At 63.3% G+C, this 17,123-nt stretch carries 18 protein-coding genes; 10 read left to right on the top strand and 8 right to left on the bottom strand.

Features of this window, described 5'->3' with window-relative positions; translation table 11 throughout:
* A partial coding sequence (locus YU9_RS0128860) for a transposase (protein ID WP_036018393.1) occupies positions 1-421 on the bottom strand: 421 nt, incomplete at its 3' end.
* Between the two features lie 371 nt (positions 422-792).
* On the bottom strand, positions 793-1,164 hold the full coding sequence (locus YU9_RS0128850; protein ID WP_027575924.1) for a helix-turn-helix domain-containing protein: 372 nt from the start codon (positions 1,162-1,164) through the stop codon (positions 793-795).
* 160 nt (positions 1,165-1,324) lie between these two features.
* Between YU9_RS0128850 and YU9_RS0128845 the strand changes: the two genes are divergently transcribed.
* Positions 1,325-2,059 carry an SDR family NAD(P)-dependent oxidoreductase gene (locus YU9_RS0128845; RefSeq protein ID WP_027575923.1) on the top strand — a complete coding sequence of 245 codons (735 nt, stop codon included), beginning with the start codon at positions 1,325-1,327 and terminating at the stop codon, positions 2,057-2,059.
* Between the two features lie 63 nt (positions 2,060-2,122).
* On the opposite strand, the gene YU9_RS0128840 is transcribed toward YU9_RS0128845, so the two are convergent.
* Positions 2,123-3,007: an amidohydrolase family protein gene (locus YU9_RS0128840; protein WP_027575922.1), complete on the bottom strand. Its 885-nt coding sequence runs from the start codon at positions 3,005-3,007 to the stop codon at positions 2,123-2,125.
* 311 nt (positions 3,008-3,318) lie between these two features.
* On the opposite strand from YU9_RS0128840, the gene ykgO reads away from it, so the two are divergent.
* From ykgO to YU9_RS0128825, 3 genes are all read left to right on the top strand, one after another.
* The gene (gene ykgO, locus YU9_RS0128835) at positions 3,319-3,444 is read left to right on the top strand and encodes a type B 50S ribosomal protein L36 (protein ID WP_006611362.1); all 126 of its coding nucleotides are present in this window, start codon (positions 3,319-3,321) and stop codon (positions 3,442-3,444) included.
* A gap of 104 nt (positions 3,445-3,548) precedes the next feature.
* Positions 3,549-4,181: a tetratricopeptide repeat protein gene (locus tag YU9_RS0128830; protein ID WP_027575921.1), complete on the top strand. Its 633-nt coding sequence runs from the start codon at positions 3,549-3,551 to the stop codon at positions 4,179-4,181.
* Positions 4,182-4,305: 124 nt separating this feature from the next.
* Positions 4,306-4,566, top strand: a complete 261-nt coding sequence (locus YU9_RS0128825) for a hypothetical protein (protein ID WP_027575920.1) — start codon at positions 4,306-4,308, stop codon at positions 4,564-4,566.
* A 7-nt stretch (positions 4,567-4,573) separates the two neighbouring features.
* Here the strand turns inward: YU9_RS0128825 and YU9_RS0128820 are convergent, their stop codons facing one another.
* Positions 4,574-4,756, bottom strand: coding sequence for a hypothetical protein (locus YU9_RS0128820; RefSeq protein WP_027575919.1), 183 nt, complete (start codon positions 4,754-4,756; stop codon positions 4,574-4,576).
* Positions 4,757-5,085: 329 nt separating this feature from the next.
* Here YU9_RS0128820 and YU9_RS0128815 point away from each other — a divergent pair, with 329 nt between their 5' ends.
* Positions 5,086-6,042, top strand: a complete 957-nt coding sequence (locus tag YU9_RS0128815; RefSeq protein ID WP_027575918.1) for an alpha/beta fold hydrolase — start codon at positions 5,086-5,088, stop codon at positions 6,040-6,042.
* A 117-nt stretch (positions 6,043-6,159) separates the two neighbouring features.
* Here YU9_RS0128815 and cycA read toward each other — a convergent pair whose 3' ends face one another.
* Complete coding sequence (gene cycA / locus YU9_RS0128810) at positions 6,160-6,555, bottom strand: cytochrome c-550 CycA (protein WP_027575917.1); 396 nt, start codon at positions 6,553-6,555, stop codon at positions 6,160-6,162.
* 275 nt (positions 6,556-6,830) lie between these two features.
* Here cycA and YU9_RS0128805 point away from each other — a divergent pair, with 275 nt between their 5' ends.
* A complete protein-coding gene (locus YU9_RS0128805; protein ID WP_027575916.1) occupies positions 6,831-8,324 on the top strand; it encodes an FAD-linked oxidase C-terminal domain-containing protein in 1,494 nt (497 codons plus the stop codon).
* A 194-nt stretch (positions 8,325-8,518) separates the two neighbouring features.
* Here YU9_RS0128805 and YU9_RS0128800 read toward each other — a convergent pair whose 3' ends face one another.
* Together YU9_RS0128800 and YU9_RS0128795 are read right to left on the bottom strand one after the other, a co-directional pair.
* Positions 8,519-8,779 (bottom strand): hypothetical protein, encoded by a 261-nt coding sequence (locus YU9_RS0128800; RefSeq protein WP_051380557.1) that lies wholly within the window; start codon positions 8,777-8,779, stop codon positions 8,519-8,521.
* A gap of 358 nt (positions 8,780-9,137) precedes the next feature.
* The gene (locus tag YU9_RS0128795) at positions 9,138-10,043 is read right to left on the bottom strand and encodes a ferritin-like domain-containing protein (RefSeq protein ID WP_027575914.1); all 906 of its coding nucleotides are present in this window, start codon (positions 10,041-10,043) and stop codon (positions 9,138-9,140) included.
* 322 nt (positions 10,044-10,365) lie between these two features.
* On the opposite strand from YU9_RS0128795, the gene YU9_RS0128790 reads away from it, so the two are divergent.
* From YU9_RS0128790 to YU9_RS0128775, 4 genes are all read left to right on the top strand, one after another.
* Positions 10,366-11,601: an FAD-binding protein gene (locus YU9_RS0128790; protein ID WP_027575913.1), complete on the top strand. Its 1,236-nt coding sequence runs from the start codon at positions 10,366-10,368 to the stop codon at positions 11,599-11,601.
* Entirely contained in the window at positions 11,602-12,924 is a 1,323-nt protein-coding gene (gene glcF / locus YU9_RS42760; protein WP_036018385.1) for a glycolate oxidase subunit GlcF, read from the top strand.
* 84 nt (positions 12,925-13,008) lie between these two features.
* Positions 13,009-13,383 (top strand): hypothetical protein, encoded by a 375-nt coding sequence (locus tag YU9_RS42755; protein WP_036018384.1) that lies wholly within the window; start codon positions 13,009-13,011, stop codon positions 13,381-13,383.
* A gap of 402 nt (positions 13,384-13,785) precedes the next feature.
* Positions 13,786-14,796, top strand: coding sequence for a TorF family putative porin (locus tag YU9_RS0128775; RefSeq protein ID WP_027575912.1), 1,011 nt, complete (start codon positions 13,786-13,788; stop codon positions 14,794-14,796).
* A 382-nt stretch (positions 14,797-15,178) separates the two neighbouring features.
* On the opposite strand, the gene YU9_RS0128770 is transcribed toward YU9_RS0128775, so the two are convergent.
* A complete protein-coding gene (locus YU9_RS0128770) occupies positions 15,179-16,942 on the bottom strand; it encodes an ABC transporter ATP-binding protein/permease (protein WP_027575911.1) in 1,764 nt (587 codons plus the stop codon).
* Between the last annotated feature and the right edge of the window lie 181 nt (positions 16,943-17,123).

Genomic DNA, 17,123 nt, shown 5'->3' with positions numbered 1-17,123 from the left:
CCCCGGTACGCTGACCGACCAATCGATCGCGGACGCGGTGCAGCGCCTGAAGGTCGAGCTGATCGGCCGTCTTGGTTGCGACGAACTTCATGGTCGGGCGTTGAACAGCCTCGGCGATGGCTTCCGCATCTCGGAAGTCGTTCTTCTGTCCCTTCGAATACGGGCGCACGTATTTCGCCGGCATCAGGCGGGCGTCGTGGCCAAGCATTTGGAGCTTGCGGCTGAGATGATGCGCACCGACGCANGCCTCCATACCGATCANGCACGGCGGCAGGTTGGCGAGCCGCGTTTCCACCTGGCCGCGTGACCANTTCTGCCGGAGCACGATGGCACCGCGGTGATCATGACCCACGAGGTGGAACGAGTTCTTGCCGATATCGATGCCGATCACGGCGATCGCTGCATTGAGTTTCCGAGACATGGTGTGCTCCTTGTCTTGAGCGCCCCTTGCCAGCTTCTCGCACTGGCAGGGCCGGAGCACGGCCGGACCATTCCATTAGCGGCACTCGGAAGGTTCTCTCCACCCGTCCGCACTAGTTTCAGAAGCTCCTTCGCTGGCTATAGACGGGTATGCGTTCGAACTGCTCGAGAACAACCCTCTTATCACCAGTCAGATCGAAGTCACCGTAAGAGAAAAAGCTGATCGGATCTTCCTTGTCTAAACTTGTGGTCGGCAAGCGTAGAGCTGGGGAGAATCTCGCTTCCGCTTATGGCCAAGCCGGACTCAGGGCGAGCTGTACCAACGTGCTGCAATCAGGGGCGGAGCAGACATCGGACGAAGAGCAGCGCGAGCTAGACAGTCGGTGGACGTCCTCGCCGCGTCCAGGTCTCCCGCTCGGCGAACACCCGGCTGACCTCCGCCATGTGCTCGGTGCCCCAGGAACAGAGCGGCACCAGGGCTTCAGCCAGGCTGCGGCCCAAGGGCGTGAGGCTATAGTCCACGCGCGGAGGCACCTCCTTGTAGTCGGTCCGCTTCACCAGACCGTCGGCCTCGAGCTCTTTGAGCTGCTGGATCAGCACCTTGTCGCTGACGTCGCGTATGGCTCGCCGGAGCTCGCCGTAGCGGGTCGGGCCGTCCTGGGCAAGGAAGTACAGGATCAGCGGCTTCCACTTGCCGGAGACGACCCGCAGGGTCGCATCCAGGCCGCACGTGAAGCCGGGCAAATTCGGCGTGCAACCTTGGACGTCTGCTTGAGCTTGCGCCGGCGGAGCGATGGGGTCTGAACGATCTGACGACATTTTTTGGGTACTTACCAAAAGGTGCATACTTGTCGATAGGTAGGCAGGCCGCCAGCTCAGTGCAACCTCAATGAAGGAGCACATCATGAGCAGACTACAAGGCAAGACGGCAGTGGTGACGGGCGGTGGAACCGGGATCGGATTGGGAGCCGCTACACGGTTCGTGGAGGAGGGCGCATTCGTCTATCTCTTCGGGCGACGGCAGGAGCCGCTCGACGCGGCCGTGGCGCAGCTGGGGTCCTCGGCGCGCGCAGTCAGGGGATCGGTGACGGATCTGTCCGACCTCGACCGACTGTATGCGACGGTGAAAGCCGAACGCGGCAACCTCGACGTCCTGTTCGCCAATGCCGGGACCGGGGCATTTGCGCCGCTCGGCCAGATCACGGTGGAGCATTACGAACAGATCTTCGACGTCAATGTGAGGGGGTTGGTGTTCACCGTGCAGAAAGCGCTGCCGCTGATGCGCAAGGGATCGTCGATCATCCTGACCGGCTCGAGCACGGGCGTGATGGGGACGCCGCAATTCAGCATCTACAGCGCGACCAAGGCGGCGATCCGCAATCTGGCGCGCAGATGGGCGCTGGATCTGCGCGGCACCGGCATCCGCGTCAACGTGCTGTCGCCGGGGCCGACCAAGACGGAGCTGGCGCTGGAGGTCGTAGGCGAGGAAGCATTCGATGCACTCGGCAGCGCCACACCGATCGGGCGTGTCGGCGATCCCTCCGAGACGGGAGCGGTGGCCGCGTTCCTGGCTTCTGCGGACAGCAGCTACATGACCGGCGGTGAGGTTTTCGTCGACGGCGGCCTCGCACAGGTCTGAGATTTTGAGCATGAGGGCTTCGGTCACACGAAGCCCTCGATGCGCTGTGGTGACGAGGAGCGCCTAGATTCCCAACAGCTTGCGCGCGTTCGCCTTCAACACCTTCGGCCGGATCTCGTCGCGGATGTCGATCTTGGCAAAATCCGACAGCCAGCGGTCCGGCGTGATCACCGGCCAATCCGAGCCGAACAGCATCTTGTCCTGGAGAATCGAGTTGATGTAGCGCACCAGGATCGGCGGGAAGTACTTTGGCGACCAGCCCGAGAGATCGATGTAAACGTTCGGCTTGTGGGTCGCGACCGACAGCGCCTCTTCCTGCCAGGGGAAGGAGGGGTGGGCGAGGATGATTTTGAGGTCGGGGAAGTCGGCCGCGACGTCGTCCATGTACATCGGGTTGGAATATTTCAGCCGCATGCCCATGCCGCCGGGCATGCCGGAGCCGACGCCGGTCTGGCCGGTGTGGAACAGCGCGATCGCGCCGCCATTGTTGATCTCTTCGTAGAGCGGATAGGCCATGCGGTCGTTGGCGTAGAAGCCCTGCATGGTCGGATGGAATTTGAAGCCGCGCACGCCGTACTCCTCGATCAGCTTGCGCGCCTCGCGGGCCCCTAACTTGCCCTTGTGCGGATCGATCGAGACGAAGGGAATGAGGATGTCGAGATGATCGGAGGCGACCTCCAGCATCTCGTAATTATTGTAGCGGCGGAAGCCGGTCTCGCGCTCGGCGTCCACAGGGAAGATCACCGCGGCGATGTTCTTGGAGCGGTAGTAGGCCGCGGTCTCCGGCACGGTCGGCGGGTGCTTGTTCGGCGACTTGAAGTATTCCGCCATCTGCGCCTGAAAGTCGTCATAGCCGTCGTCGGGATGGCAGCCGCAGGGCTCCTCGGCATGGGTGTGGATGTCGATGGCGACGACGTCGTCGATGTTGGGCAGCTTCAGCTTCGGCATGGGGTCCTCCCGACGGGTTGCCAAATTGATTATATGATATAACGAATTTGGCAAGGCGTCGTCGAAGGTCCTTGAGATCATGGCGATAAAATTGGGCCTACTCGGCCGCTTCTACTGTGCATGGGGTTGTTTTCACGATTTTGCTGGTTCGGAACCGGGCAGTTAACATTGACATGACCTCCCGCCATGCCTTAAGAACCGCCGCGTCCCGGGCGGTTGGTCCGCCGGCGGGAAAAAACTCATTTTGCCACATTCGCGCGTGCCGAAACGGTAGTGCCGAACACGGCCTTTCGAACGTTCAGGATTCTGCCATGAAGGTCCGTAACTCGCTGAAATCGCTGCGCGGTCGCCATCGCGCCAACCGCCTGGTCCGCCGCAAGGGCCGGGTCTATGTGATCAACAAGGTGCAGCGCCGCTTCAAGGCTCGCCAGGGCTGATATTGCCCTCGCGGACGCCTTTCGCGCGCCCCGACCACGGTCTCACACGAGTTTGACGCCGCCTTTGCTTTGCAAGGGCGGCTTTGCGCGTTTAGACTTTCACCATGGCAGTGAGATTCCTTTTCGCGCGCACCCTATGTCTGGCCCTTGTGCTGGGAGCCGCCGGTCTGGCCCCGGCCCAGGCGCAGCAGGTTGAGCCACCCGGCAAGCAGAAGAAGCTGCCTGAAGCGCCGGCCAAGCTGCCCAAGGTCGATCGCAGCAAGAATCTCGATTTCCTGTTCGGCGCGCTGAAGGCGGCCCCCGACGAGGCCAGCGCCAAGCATGTCGAGGCGCGGATCTGGGCGATCTGGCTCCAGACCCCGAGCGACACCGCGGCGCTTCTGATGTCACGCGCCAAGACTGCGGTCGAAGCGAAGAAGATCGACGTCGCGATCAAGCTCTTGGATTCGATCATCAAGCTCAGGCCCGACTACATCGAGGCCTGGAATCGGCGTGCGACGCTCTATTACATGCAGAACGACTATGGCCGCTCTCTAGCGGACATCCAGCAAGTGCTGATCCGGGAGCCGCGCCATTTCGGCGCGCTCGCCGGCCTCGGCATGATCATGCAGGAAGTCGGCGACGAGAAGCGCGCGCTTGATGCCTATCGCAAGGCGCTCGCCGTCAATCCGCACCTCGAAAAGATTCCCGATCAGGTCAAGGCGCTGACCGAGAAGGTCGAAGGCCGCGACATCTAGCTACAACTCGATCATTTCTTGAGCGGTCGAAGCCGGCGCGGATTAACCACGATCCGAGCCAAGGCGTCGCGAGGACTATTGCGGGGCCTGTTACAGGCCTACCTGCATGGCAGGAGCGAAAGCCATGAAGCGTTTGGTGGTCGCAGCTGTATTGCTGCTCGCGTCGGGGACCGTGAGCTTCGCCGACGGACTGTTTTGGGTGGTCGGCAACCGTGCCACCGGCAAATGCACCATCGTGACCAGCAATCCCGTGATCATCGGCGACATCTGGTTCGGCGACGGTCCCTACAAGTCGAGGGCCGATGCCAAGCTTGCCCGTTCGACGATCCGCGTCTGCCCCGCAGCCACGCCCGAGGAAGAAAAGGAAGAGGACGGGACGAACTAGCCTGCACTCAATGCAGGGCGCTGCTGCCGCGCTCGGCGAGGCCGCGGTCGGCGGCTGCGGCGTAGGCCTTTGCAAGCTCGGTCTCGAGATGCTCGTTGATCAGGAGCAGCGCCCGCACCGCACCGCGCAGGTCACCGTTGCAGCTCGCGACGATTTCGTCGATCGCAGTGTCGTTCGATCTGAAGCTCATTGAAAACTCTCCGGTTCAAACCAGGACAAATCCTGCCGGTCTTTCCCGCATCGCCCGAAGTTGCGAGGAGGATCGGCGCCCACCCGCGCCTAGATGGCGGAACCGACCATGGCGATTATATGGAAGCCGCGATGACGCCTGCATGAAGCCGCTCTGGGGCTTGCGTGCCCTCTTCCTGTGATGTTGATTCTATTGGGCTTTTTCGTCCTGCAATTGTGCACATATCCACAGCCCCGGCATTTTCGGTGGAAGCGCGGAAAGCCGGCGGCGAAACTGCCGCCAATCGGACCCGTAACTGCCCAGTGCCCAGGATCACCCGGATTCTCTCCATGATCGTGATGTCAGTCCTGACGGCGCTGGTTCTGCTGGCGCTGGTCACGCAGATGGGAATCGTCGCCGTGCAACGCGCCTTTCCACCCCAGGGCCGGATGATCGAGGTCGAGGGCGCGACGCTTCATGTCGTCGATATCGGCTCACGCGATTCGGGTCCTCCGATCGTGATGCTGCACGGCGCGAGCTCCAATCTCGAAGCGATGCGCCGGCCCCTCGGTGACATCCTCGCCGGGGACCGTCGCGTGATTCTGATTGACCGTCCCGGACATGGCTGGAGCACGCGCGCGAGCCGCCAGGATTCGACGCCGCAGATCCAGGCGCGAATGATCGATGAGGCGCTTCACAAGCTCGGGATCGATCGCGCGATCTTGGTGGTGCATTCCTGGAGCGGCGCCCTCGGCGCGCGGATCGCGCTCGATCACCCGCACCGCGTTGCCGGTCTCGTGATGCTCGCGCCCGTCACGCATCCCTGGCGCGGCGGTGTCGGCCGCTACAACGAGCTCATCGCAATGCCCGTGATCGGCCCGCTGCTCGCCTACACGATCACGCTGCCGCTCGGCTATGTCCTCGCTGAATCCGGCGCGCGCAACGTCTTCCTGCCGCAAACCATGCCGGACGGCTTCGTCAAGGACTCCGCGACGCCGCTGCTGCTGCGCCCGCGCGAGTTCATCGCCAATGCCTATGATCTGGTGACGCTGAAGGAGTCGGTCGCCGCGCAAGTCGCGCGCTATGGCGAGATTTCCGTGCCGGTGACGGTCATCGCCGGCGAGCCGGACAAGACCGTGAGGACCGACGTCCACGCGCGCCCTTTTGCCGCGACCGTGCGGAATGCAAAGCTGATCGTGCTGCCGGATCTCGGTCACATGGTGCAGAACGCCGTGCCGGATCTCGTGAAGGCGGAGATCGAGACGATGATCGGCAACATCGCCCCAGCGCAGGCGGCCGCCGATTAAAGCGTTTTCGAGCGAAGTGGATACCGGTTCGCGTGAAGAAAACGCGTCAGAACAAGAAGCTAGAGCTTCGGTCCTGATTCAATCAGACCGAAGCTCTAGCGGCCGCCTTATGCGCGCTTACTGCTTGATCTTCCCGTCCTTGTCGTATTGGGAAATGAAGGCCCAGAGATTGTTGATCTCGGTCTCGTTCTTGATGCCGGCGAACGCCATCTTGGTGCCGGGGATCTTGGCCTTGGGGTCCTTGATGTATTCCTTGAACGTGGCCTCGTCCCAGGTGATGCCGGAGTTCTTGTTCGCATCCGAGTAATTGTAGTCCGGAGCGGTGCCCGACTTGCGGCCGTTGAGGCCGTTGAGCTCGGGGCCGACCTTGTTCTTGGCGCCTTCGCCGATCGCGTGGCAGGCCAGGCACTTGTTGAACGATGTCTTGCCGGCCGCGACATCCTGCGCCATCGCGGCGGGTGCGGTGGCAATCACGGTGAGGATCGTCAGTGCGCCAAAAGTCAGTTTTGTCATCGGGTGCTCTTCGTCTCTTCCCTGGTGGGTCTGGTCAGTCTCGTGCCTGATCGACAGTCGCCGACCCGCCGCTTTTGGCAGGCCTGCTCGGTCAGGACAAGCCGCCAAACCATGACAGGTTTCACGGTTTCCGACTTGTCCCAGAGCGAACTCGCCTCGGATCGTCGATCCGACTTTCGGATGGCCTACCCAAACCGGCGCGGACGTGGTTGATTTGCCGCGACAAATCTGATCGTAGGCTACCAGTCGGAAGGATATGTCATGAAGGATTTGATATGGCCATCATGATGCCGGCGAGCGACCAGGCGGTGCTCGCGCGCCGCGCGGAGATCATTGCTGCATTGCGCGCAATCGTGCCTGGCGAGGGCGTGATCGATACGCCTTTCGAGATGCGGGCCTATGAGTCCGACGGGCTAACCGCCTATCGGCAGCCGCCGATGGTCGTGGTGCTGCCGGATACGACCGAGCAGGTCTCGCTCGTCCTGAAATATTGTGCGGCGCAGGGTATCAAGGTGGTGCCGCGCGGCTCCGGCACCTCGCTGTCCGGCGGCGCGCTGCCGCTCGAGGATGGCGTGCTGCTCGGGCTTGGCAAGTTCAAGCGCATCCGCGAGATCGATTTCGACAACCGCGTCGTCGTCACCGAGCCCGGCGTCACCAACCTCGCCATCAGCCAAGCGGTCGCGCATGCCGGCTTCTATTACGCGCCCGATCCGTCCTCCCAGATCGCCTGCTCGATCGGCGGCAATGTCGCCGAGAATTCCGGCGGGGTGCATTGCCTGAAATACGGCATGACCACCAACAACGTGCTCGGTTGCGAGATCGTGCTGATGAGCGGCGAGATCCTGCGCATCGGCGGCAAGTCGGCCGAGAGCGCAGGCTATGACCTCATGGGCGTCATCACCGGGTCGGAAGGCCTGCTCGGCGTCATCACCGAGATCACCGTGCGCATCCTGCAAAAGCCGGAGACGGCGCGCGCGCTGATGGTCGGCTTTGCGCAAGTCGAGGCGGCCGGCGAGTGCGTGGCGCGCGTCATCGGTGCCGGCATCATTCCCGGCGGCATGGAGATGATGGACAAGCCCGCGATCCACGCCGCGGAGGCCTTCGTCCATGCCGGTTACCCCCTCGACGTCGAAGCGCTCCTCATCATCGAGCTCGACGGTCCCAAGATCGAGGTCGACGAGCTGATCACGCGCGTCGAGAGCATCGCAAGAGGCTGCGGCTCGGTGACGCTGCAGATCTCCAATTCGGAGGTCGAGCGCAATCTGTTCTGGGCCGGCCGCAAGGCCGCGTTCCCCGCTGTCGGCCGCATCTCGCCCGACTATCTCTGCATGGACGGCACGATTCCCCGCGGCGCGCTGCCGAAGGCGCTCGCCCGCATCCGCGAGCTCTCGGAAAAATACCAGCTCGGCTGCGCCAACGTGTTCCACGCCGGCGACGGCAATCTGCATCCGCTGATCCTCTACGATGCCAACAAGCCCGGCGAGATCGAGCGTGCCGAAGCTTTTGGTGCCGACATCCTGCGCGCCTGCGTCGAGTTCGGCGGCGTGCTCACCGGCGAGCACGGCGTCGGCATCGAGAAGCGCGATCTGATGGGCGACATGTTCAGCGAGATCGACCTCAACCAGCAGCAGCGCTTGAAATGCGCCTTCGACGCGCAGGGCCTGCTCAATCCGGGAAAGGTGTTTCCGACCCTGCACCGCTGCGCCGAGCTCGGCCGCATGCATGTGCATGCCGGCAAGTTGGCGTTTCCGGACATCCCGCGGTTTTAGAAGTGCGCTGTGAAGCGTGATGGCTATGCCACCTTCTCCCGAGGGGAGAAGGAAGAAAGACGAATTTCACAGCAGTGCGTACTGCGTCCTCTCGCAACGCTCGTTGTCGCATGCGGGTCGCTCACACAAAGAGCCGCCGGGTTGAGACCGCGGCGGCTCTTGTCATTGCCCTTTCGGCATTTGCGAGTCGATCGTCAATAGCCGCTCTTCGAGCTCGCGCCAGTGGTTTGACCTGGAGCGTAGCCAGAAGCGCCGGGATGACCTTTCTTAGAACCCATGGCGTGCTTCTTATGTCCCGGAGTGTACCCGGACGCTCCCGGATGGCCTGCCTTGGAGCCCTTGGTTTGCATCTCGTGGCCCGGCGTCTTGCTCGAGACGCCTTGGGCAAAGACGGCCGGCGCAGTGCCGATGAGGGCGATGGCAGAAAGTGCAACAATCATTTTCTTCATCTTCATTCCTCCTCCTCAAACAAGCCCGGTGATCAACGGGTTAGCAACTGCGCCGTTCCATGAACGCCTGTTCATCAATCTATCATCGCAAGGTTCAGCAAATGCCGCTGCGCGTCGTCCCGGCCGAAGCAGTGCCGATGATGCCGGGGATTGATGCAGAGCGCGCAGTCCAGTTGCGGGCGCCGAGAGATGGCGCCGCCCGTTCTTGCTCGCTTCGGCGTGCCGAGGATGATCCTGTTCAGGACAGGCAAGCTATCCAAACAAGATCACCACAGCACCAAAAGCGACCTGCCCAACGACCGTGCGCAGGCGCGTTTCGGCCGCCGGCACGACGGCCGATCCGGCTCCCCATTCGGCCGAGAGCTCAGGTGGACTTGATAACGCCGTTCATTCCGTTCGGGTAGAACCCGCCTTTGCTCATACCCTGCTTGTCGGTCAGATAGACGATATGCAGCACCTCCTGCGGCGTGCGGCGGAACGCAATGGCATCGGGCGTTGATGGAACGACATTGGCTTTGCCGTTCATCCGGATGCCCTGGTCCTTGTCCTGACCACCGTCGAGCTTGTCCCGGGCGTCGGAGATGGCGTTGGCCGCATTCCAGGCCTTTTCACCCATCAAATAGAGCTGCGAGCGCGCCATCCCCATGTGGTACGCCTCGACGGCCAGAATGCCCGCCGCAGCCTCGACGAACCCCTTGCTCTTGATCAGCGGCGCTGCCCCGGCATAGGCCGTCACGCCGACGTCCTCAAACAGCATGCCGCCCAGCAAGACACTCATGTCATCGGCAAACGGATCGAAATCGGCGGGGAGACCGGCTGCCTGGGCGGCTGCCTTGAAACCCGCATCGAAATCGATGGCTGGGCGCGATACTGCCATCCTGCCCAGCGTCTTGCGATAGAAGCGCACGTGGGCAAGCTCGTTTTCGGCCAGCTCCTCGACAAATTCGCGGATTTCCTTCCTGTCGAATTTGGCTTCGTGTCCGCCAGCGACCCTCGCGGCGTCGGGTCCAGCGTCAGAATCGTCAATCCCCTTGCCGGTCGTGGCACGCAGATAAAACTCAGCCTCCATGTATTCCAGGTTCAGCGCGAACTGAAAGATGTCCTCATCCTTCACTTCAGCGGCGTGTATTCCCACGCCGGTCGTTTCCTGGTGCTTCTGTTGTGCTTTATGCTGCGCATGGGCAGTCGGGATCAACAGCCCGCTCAGGCCAAGGACAGATAAACCGGCAACGGATTGCCGTCGGGAGATACGAACTCGCTCCACGTTCATGGCAAACCTCCTCTTCGTGGTGATTGTGACGCGCCTTACAAGAGCAGCAGATCGCCCTGCCCATTTTCGCCCGCTTCGCGCTGGCGCGCCGAACGCATGACAAACGCGAGAGCTTGCGTCCGTTCCTACTAAGGCCCTCACTCAGAGAGCAGACACTCCTGATTGTCCGCCTGACATCCGCCCTGTGCGTGCGCTAACGCTGGCCCGCCAAAGGGAGCGCCCGGCCACCGCTGTTTCGCGTTGCACCAGAGATCCCGACCTGGGCGATCGCGGCGTCAGACAGATTTGATTTCCTGCGCGAATTTCGCTACCGCCTTTTCCCGTGGATACGCTCAAGGTCAGAGACGCCAAAGACGTCGAAGAGGTGGTGCGCGCGGCAATCGCCAATGAGCAGCCGCTCGAGATCATCGGCCATGGCTCCAAGCGCGGCATTGGACATGCGATGGCGACCAACGCTGTGCTCGACGTCTCCGCGCTCAATGCCGTCACCTCCTACGAGCCCAATGAGCTGATCGTCACGCTCCAGGCCGGGGCGCCGCTTAACGACGTGCTGTCGCTGATCGATGCCAAGAACCAGCAATTCGCCTTCGAGCCGATGAACACCGCCCCGCTGCTCGGCACGCCGGTATCGGGCACCATCGGCGGCATGATCGGGGCCGGGCTCGCCGGGCCGCGGCGGATCCGGGCGGGAGGGGCGCGCGATCATCTGCTCGGCGCACACGCCGTCTCCGGTTTCGGCGACAGCTTCAAGACCGGCGGCAAGGTGGTGAAGAACGTCACCGGCTACGATCTCTGCAAGTTGCTCGCGGGGTCCTGGGGCACGCTGTCGGTGATGACGGAGGTCACGCTCAAGGTGATGCCGAAGCCGGAGGCCGAGCGGACGCTGCTGCTGCGCGGGTTAGAGGATGCCGCCGCCAACAAGGCGATGACCGCGGCGCTCGGCTCACCCTTCGACGTCTCCGGTGCCGCGCACCTGCCGAAATCCGCGTTTCGGGCCAAGACCGACGGGCTTGGCGACATTGCAGGCGAGGGCGAGGCGCTGACCGCACTGCGGCTCGAGGGCATCACCGCCTCCGCCGCCCACCGCGCTGGCTCGCTGCGTGAATTGCTGGCGCCGTTCGGAACCGCAACCCTGATCGAGGACGCGGCGTCGTCCGCGCTATGGGCGACGCTGCGCGACGTGCTGCCGTTCGCGGCCGGCGGCGCGCTGGGGGCCTGGCCGGTCTGGCGGATCGTCTGCCCGCCAGCATCGGGTGCGGCGCTCGGAACGCAATTGGCGCGCGAGACCGGCGGCGACATGATCTATGATTGGGGCGGCGGATTGATCTGGGCCGCATTGCCGCCGAAGGGCGACGCGCATGCCCCGGTCGTGCGTGCTTGCGCGAATGCGGTTGGTGGGCACGCCACGCTGATCCGGGCGGCCGAGGAGGTCAGGCGCGATGTCGATGTGTTCCATCCACAGGCGCCGGGCATTGCCGCGCTGAGCGAGCGGGTGCGCGCCAGCTTCGATCCGAAGACCATTCTCAACCGGGGGCGGCTCACGCGGAGCGCTGGCTGAATGAAGACCGAATTCTCACTCGCGCAGCTCGCCGACCCCGACATCGCGGAAGCCGACAAGATCCTGCGCGCCTGCGTCCATTGCGGCTTCTGCACCGCAACCTGTCCGACCTATGTGCTGCTCGGCGACGAGCTCGATAGTCCGCGCGGCCGCATCTACCTGATCAAGGAGATGCTGGAGAAGGACCAGGCGCCGACGGCCGAGGTGGTCAAGCATATCGACCGCTGCCTGTCGTGCCTTGCCTGCATGACGACCTGCCCTTCCGGCGTGAACTACATGCATCTCGTCGACCAGGCCCGGGTCCGGATCGAAGAGCGTTACCAGCGGCCGCTGACCGAGCGGCTGCTGCGCAAGGTGCTCGCCTTCGTCCTGCCGGACCCGCAGCGCTTCCGCATCAGCATGTGGTTGGCGCGGCTGGCCCGTCCGCTCAGCGTCCTGCTGCCGACGCCCCGGCCTTCGGCCACGCCCGGATTGATCCAGCGCGTCAAGGCGATGCTGGCGCTGGCCCCGAACCGGCTGCCGCCCGCGGGGCCTGCCGCGGGCAGCGTGTTCGCGGCGCTCGGCAGGAAGCGCGGACGTGTGGCGCTGCTCCAGGGCTGCGCCCAGCAGGTGCTGGCCCCGCGCATCAACCAGGCTGCCATCAGTCTCCTGACCCGCCATGGCATCGAGGTCGTCCTGGTCCGGGACGAGCAGTGCTGTGGCGCGCTGACCCATCACCTCGGCAACGACCAGGATGCGTTGGCGCGAGCGCGCGCCAACATCGCGGCGTGGGGCAAGGAAGCGGCCGGCGAGGGGCTCGATGCCATCCTGGTGACGACCTCCGGCTGCGGCACGGTCATCAAGGACTATGGCTATCTCCTGCGCGAGGACGCCGCGTTCGCTGCCGATGCGGCGAAGGTGTCGGCGCTCGCCAAGGACATCACCGAATACGTCGCCGGCCTCGGACTCGCGACAACTGCGAGACAGGACAACATCGTCGTCGCCTATCACTCCGCGTGTTCGTTGCAGCACGGGCAGAAAATCACAGGCCTTCCGAAAGAATTGCTTTCCAAGAATGGATTCGTGGTGAAAGATGTGCCCGAGAGCCATTTGTGTTGCGGCTCGGCGGGGACCTACAACATTCTCCAGCCCGAGCTTGCGGATCGGTTGCGCGATCGCAAGGTCGCCAACATCGCGAGCGTCAAGCCGGACATGATTGCCGCGGGCAATATCGGCTGCATGGTGCAGATTGCCAGTGGCACGTCAGTTCCGGTCGTACACACGATTGAGCTTCTCGATTGGGCTACGGGCGGGTCGCGGCCGGCATTGAACGCGCAAGCTTGAGCTTCAAAGGCTGAGCTTTCGTCCGGAGGTGACGGCGGAACGACGCCCGATCGACCATTGTTCGGCGGCAACAGGAGGACCACGATGGCGAAAGCGAAGAAGAAGAAAAGCAAGAAGGCCAAAAAGGCCAAAAAGGTTGTAGCAGCGAAGAAGTCCGCGAAGAAGGCAGCCAAGAAGTCCGCGAAAAAGTCTGCCAAGAAGACTGCGAAGAAAACTGCCAAGAAAGTTGCCAAGAAGGCAGCCCCGAAGAAAGCCGCCAAGAAGGCTGCGGCAAAGTCGGCCAAGAAGGCCGCCCCCAAGAAGGCCGCGAAGAAAGCGGCACCGAAGAAGGCGAAGGCAGCGCCTGCTCCGAAGCCGTCAGCACCGGCAGAGGCTCCGGCTCCCGAGCCCGCCGCCGAGACTAGCTGGGCGATGCCTTCGTCTTCTGCGGAATCGGCGCCGGCCGAGGGACAGGGGTAGGCCTCCCGGCCTCCCGTCCCTTGGAAGGATCTGCAAACAGAAGGGCCGCGGCGCCAGGCGCTGCGGCCTTTTTGCATCGTCGCAAGCGGGTTTGGTCACACCGTTCCCGGCGGCAGTCCGATTCGTGGCCTCGGTATCACGCTGTCCGACGATCCCCCGGACTTACCCGGCCTTCTGGGCACTTTGGAATGCAAATAATGTGATCGAGAAGCCACACAGGCTGACAACCTTTCGTGGAATCGTCAAAACGCCTAAAAAGTCGGCAGATGCCCGCGCTTTTTGCTTCACGGTTCCTATCCCCCAATCCAGATTGCCGCAGTGATGAGATTTGCAATCAGGTCGAGCGCCCCGGGGGGCTTCCGGGATCCGACTGGGGTCTAAGAACTGACGATGGGGATCGAAATGAAAAAAGTGGCTTTGTTGGCAACGGCGCTGGCAATGGTAACGGGCTCGGCATTCGCGGCGGACTTGCGCGTGAAGGCCCTGAAAGCCCCGCCGCCGCCGGCCTTCGATCCGTGGGATGTCGCCTTCGGCGCCGGCATCATGAGCGATTACATCTTCCGCGGTGTCACCCAGTCCAACCATAACCCGTCGGTCACGGCCTATTTCGAGCCGCGCTACAACGTCAACAAAGACCTCCAGCTCTACATCGGTACGTCCGCCTCAAGCATCTCGTTCCCGAACCGCGCTGCGGCGGAAGTCGACATCTACGGCGGTATCCGCCCGACCTTCGGCATGTTCGCCTTCGACTTCGGTGTCTGGGGTTACCTCTATCCGGGCGGAAGCTGCTTCGGCTCGCAGGGCACCCTCGCCCAGGGCAATTGCGGCACCGACATCGATTATTCCCAGGGCGCCATCGGCCTTCCCATCAACGGCAACTTCGCCAAGAAGGACGCGAGCTTCTTCGAAGCCTATGCCAAGCTGAACATCGCCATCAACGACCAGTGGACAGTCGGCTTCAACGAGTACTACTCGCCGAACTTCCTCAACCTCGGCGCCTGGGGCAACTATGCCTCGATCACCGCCAAGTGGACCGCGCCGAGCACGATCTTCGGCGCCAGCGGCGTCGGCATGTACGTGTCGGGTGAGTTCGGCCGGCAGTGGCTCGGCACCTCCGACATCTTCTACGGCATCGCGGGCGATCCGGTGTACGCGAACGGCATCAAGGAGCCGAGCTACAACACCTGGAACGTCGGCGTTGGCTTCACCTACAAGGTGTTCACGCTCGATCTGCGCTACTACGACACCGATCTGAAGAAGGGCGACTGCAACGCCTTCACCAGCGACTACACCGCGAAGTTCGACGGCAGCTTCACTCCCATCAATCCGGGCGGCTTCGGCTCCAACTGGTGCAGCGCGGCCGGCGTCGCCAAGCTCTCGTTCGACCTGACGGCGATGAGCAATCTGAAGTAAGCTTCTAACCGAGACGACTTGACGGGGGCGGCAGAGCGATCTGCCGCCCTTTTGCTTTGGGGCTGGTGAGAAGGATGCTCGGCCGCGAGGCGAGCGTACGAAGTGTGGGGCTGAAGACCGGCGCTGACGCCTCACACTCCGTGATTGCGTTTGCAGTGTCGATTTGTGGATGTGAACCGCGTCTCGTTCTCGTGCCCCGGACGCAGCGCAGCACTCCTTCAGTGGTGCGCTGCAGAGCCGGGGCCCATCCTTCTGGAGTACGACACCCGGGTCCCGGCTCTGCGCCGCAACGCCAAAGGGCGTTGCGGCTTGTCCGGGACGCGAGAAGGCAGCTGGTCTCTTCGGAGGCGCTGACCGGCGGGGCGCCACGTCCCTTTGCGTCTCAGGGCGCGGCGGTCGGCTCCGCCTCGACCGGTTCACGGCCCCTGCCGACAACGTGGATCGCGCCGTCCTTCACCAGCGCCACCTTCCGCGTGTGGAAGGCGTCGAGCGTCGAGCGGTGGCCGATCGAGACGATGGTGGCCTGCGGCAGCTTCTCCGCCAGGAGCCGGTAAAGCCGGGCTTCCGACGGCTCGTCCAGCGAGGCAGTCGCCTCGTCCAGGAACAGATAGTCCGGCACATGCAGCAGCGCGCGTGCAAGTCCCAGGCGCTGCTGCTCGCCGAGCGAGAGCATCCGGTTCCAATGGCCGTCCTCCTCGAGCCGCTCGGCGAGGTCAGGCAGCCCGACCGCGATCAGCGCGTCGCGGACTTGCGCGGCGGCGAACGCGCCGGGCGCTGCCGGATAGACAACGGCATCGCGCAGCACGCCGACCGGAAAATACGGCCGCTGCGGCAGCATCATCAGCTTTGCCTTCGCGGGGATCACAACCGTGCCGGTACCGAACGGCCAAATGCCGGCGATGGCCCGGAACAGCGTGGACTTGCCGGAGCCCGACGGTCCAGTCACCAACACGCGCTCCGACGTCTGAATGGTGAAGGCCTTAGCGGCCACCAGCGGTGTGCCGTTGGGCAGGTTGACGCAGAGCTGCTCGAGGTCGATATGGCGGCCGCCACTGGCGACCTCCAGGGCGATCGCAGGCTCATGTGCCGGCAGGTTCGCGGCCGATTCGACCGACATCTCGAATCCACCGAGGCGCGCAACGATCGAGCGCCACTCCGCCAGCGACCGGTAGGCCGTGACGAAGAACGACAGTGCGCCCTGCACGCTGGAGAAGGCGGATGCGGTCTGCATCATGTCGCCGAGCTGGATCTTCTTGGCGAAGAAGGCCGGCGCCACCAGCACGTAGGGAAAGATCACGGCGGCCTGCTGGTAGCTGGCCGTGAACGCGGTGAGGCGTTTGGTCCGGCTCATGATGCCGTACCAGTTGGCGATCACGAAACCGAAGCGATCGAGCAGGCGGGCGCGTTCGGCGCCTTCACCCCTGAGCAGCGCGATCTGCTCGGAATTCTCGCGGACGCGGACGAGGTTGAAGCGGAAGTCGGCTTCGTAACGTTGCTGCTCGAAATTGAGGTTGACCAGCGGCGCGCCGATCCAGTGCGTCAGCGCGGTGCCGAAGATCGCGTAGATCAGCGCGCCCCAGCACAGATAGCCGGGGATCATGAGATCTGTGCCGAACAGGCGCAGCGGCGCGGCGTTGGAAAGGCCCCAGAGGATGATCACGAAGGAGAACAGCGTCACGATCGACGAGAGCAGGCCGAGCCCGATGGTCAGGGTCTGCTCGACGAAGTTCTTGACGTCCTCGGTAATGCGCTGGTCCGGGTTGTCGGCCGCATCGCCCTTCAGCTGCATGCGATAATGCGTGGCGCCCCCGAGCCATTCACCGAGATAATGCCGGGTGAGCCATTGCCGCCAGCGAATCTGCAGCCACTGGTTCAGGTACAGCTTGTAGACGGCCAGCGCGATATAGGTGAAGGCGAGCGCGACGAAGATCCAGATCTCCCGCACGAAGGTGTCCCAGTCGCTGGTCTGGAGCGCGCTGTAGAACCGGTTCTGCCACTGGTTCACCAGCACGTCGATCGCGACCAGTGCCAGCTCCATGGCAATGACGGCGCCGAGTAGGCCGCGGCCGGCCCATTTGTCCTCGGATCGGAAATAGGGGGCGGCGATTCGCCAGACGATCGCGAGCGTGGCGCGGATGTTGTTCACAGAGCTCTGTCTCCTCGAGGGGATGTGCACAAATGCCCTGAGCCAAAGCCTTGAGGCAATGGCGAAAACGGGCGCGCTTAGACTAAAGTCGCAAGACCTGCAAATTGCGTTGGATTGTCGCAGCTTGCAACCCTAGCATGGGGCTCGACGGCGCGGGGCGGGGTGCTCAGGGATTTCGCGA

Source organism: Bradyrhizobium sp. WSM1743 (genome assembly GCF_000473065.1).
Taxonomy (GTDB): Bacteria; Pseudomonadota; Alphaproteobacteria; order Rhizobiales; family Xanthobacteraceae; genus Bradyrhizobium.
Note: the sequence above shows the minus strand (reverse complement) of the source record. Positions and strands in the feature narration are given on the sequence as shown.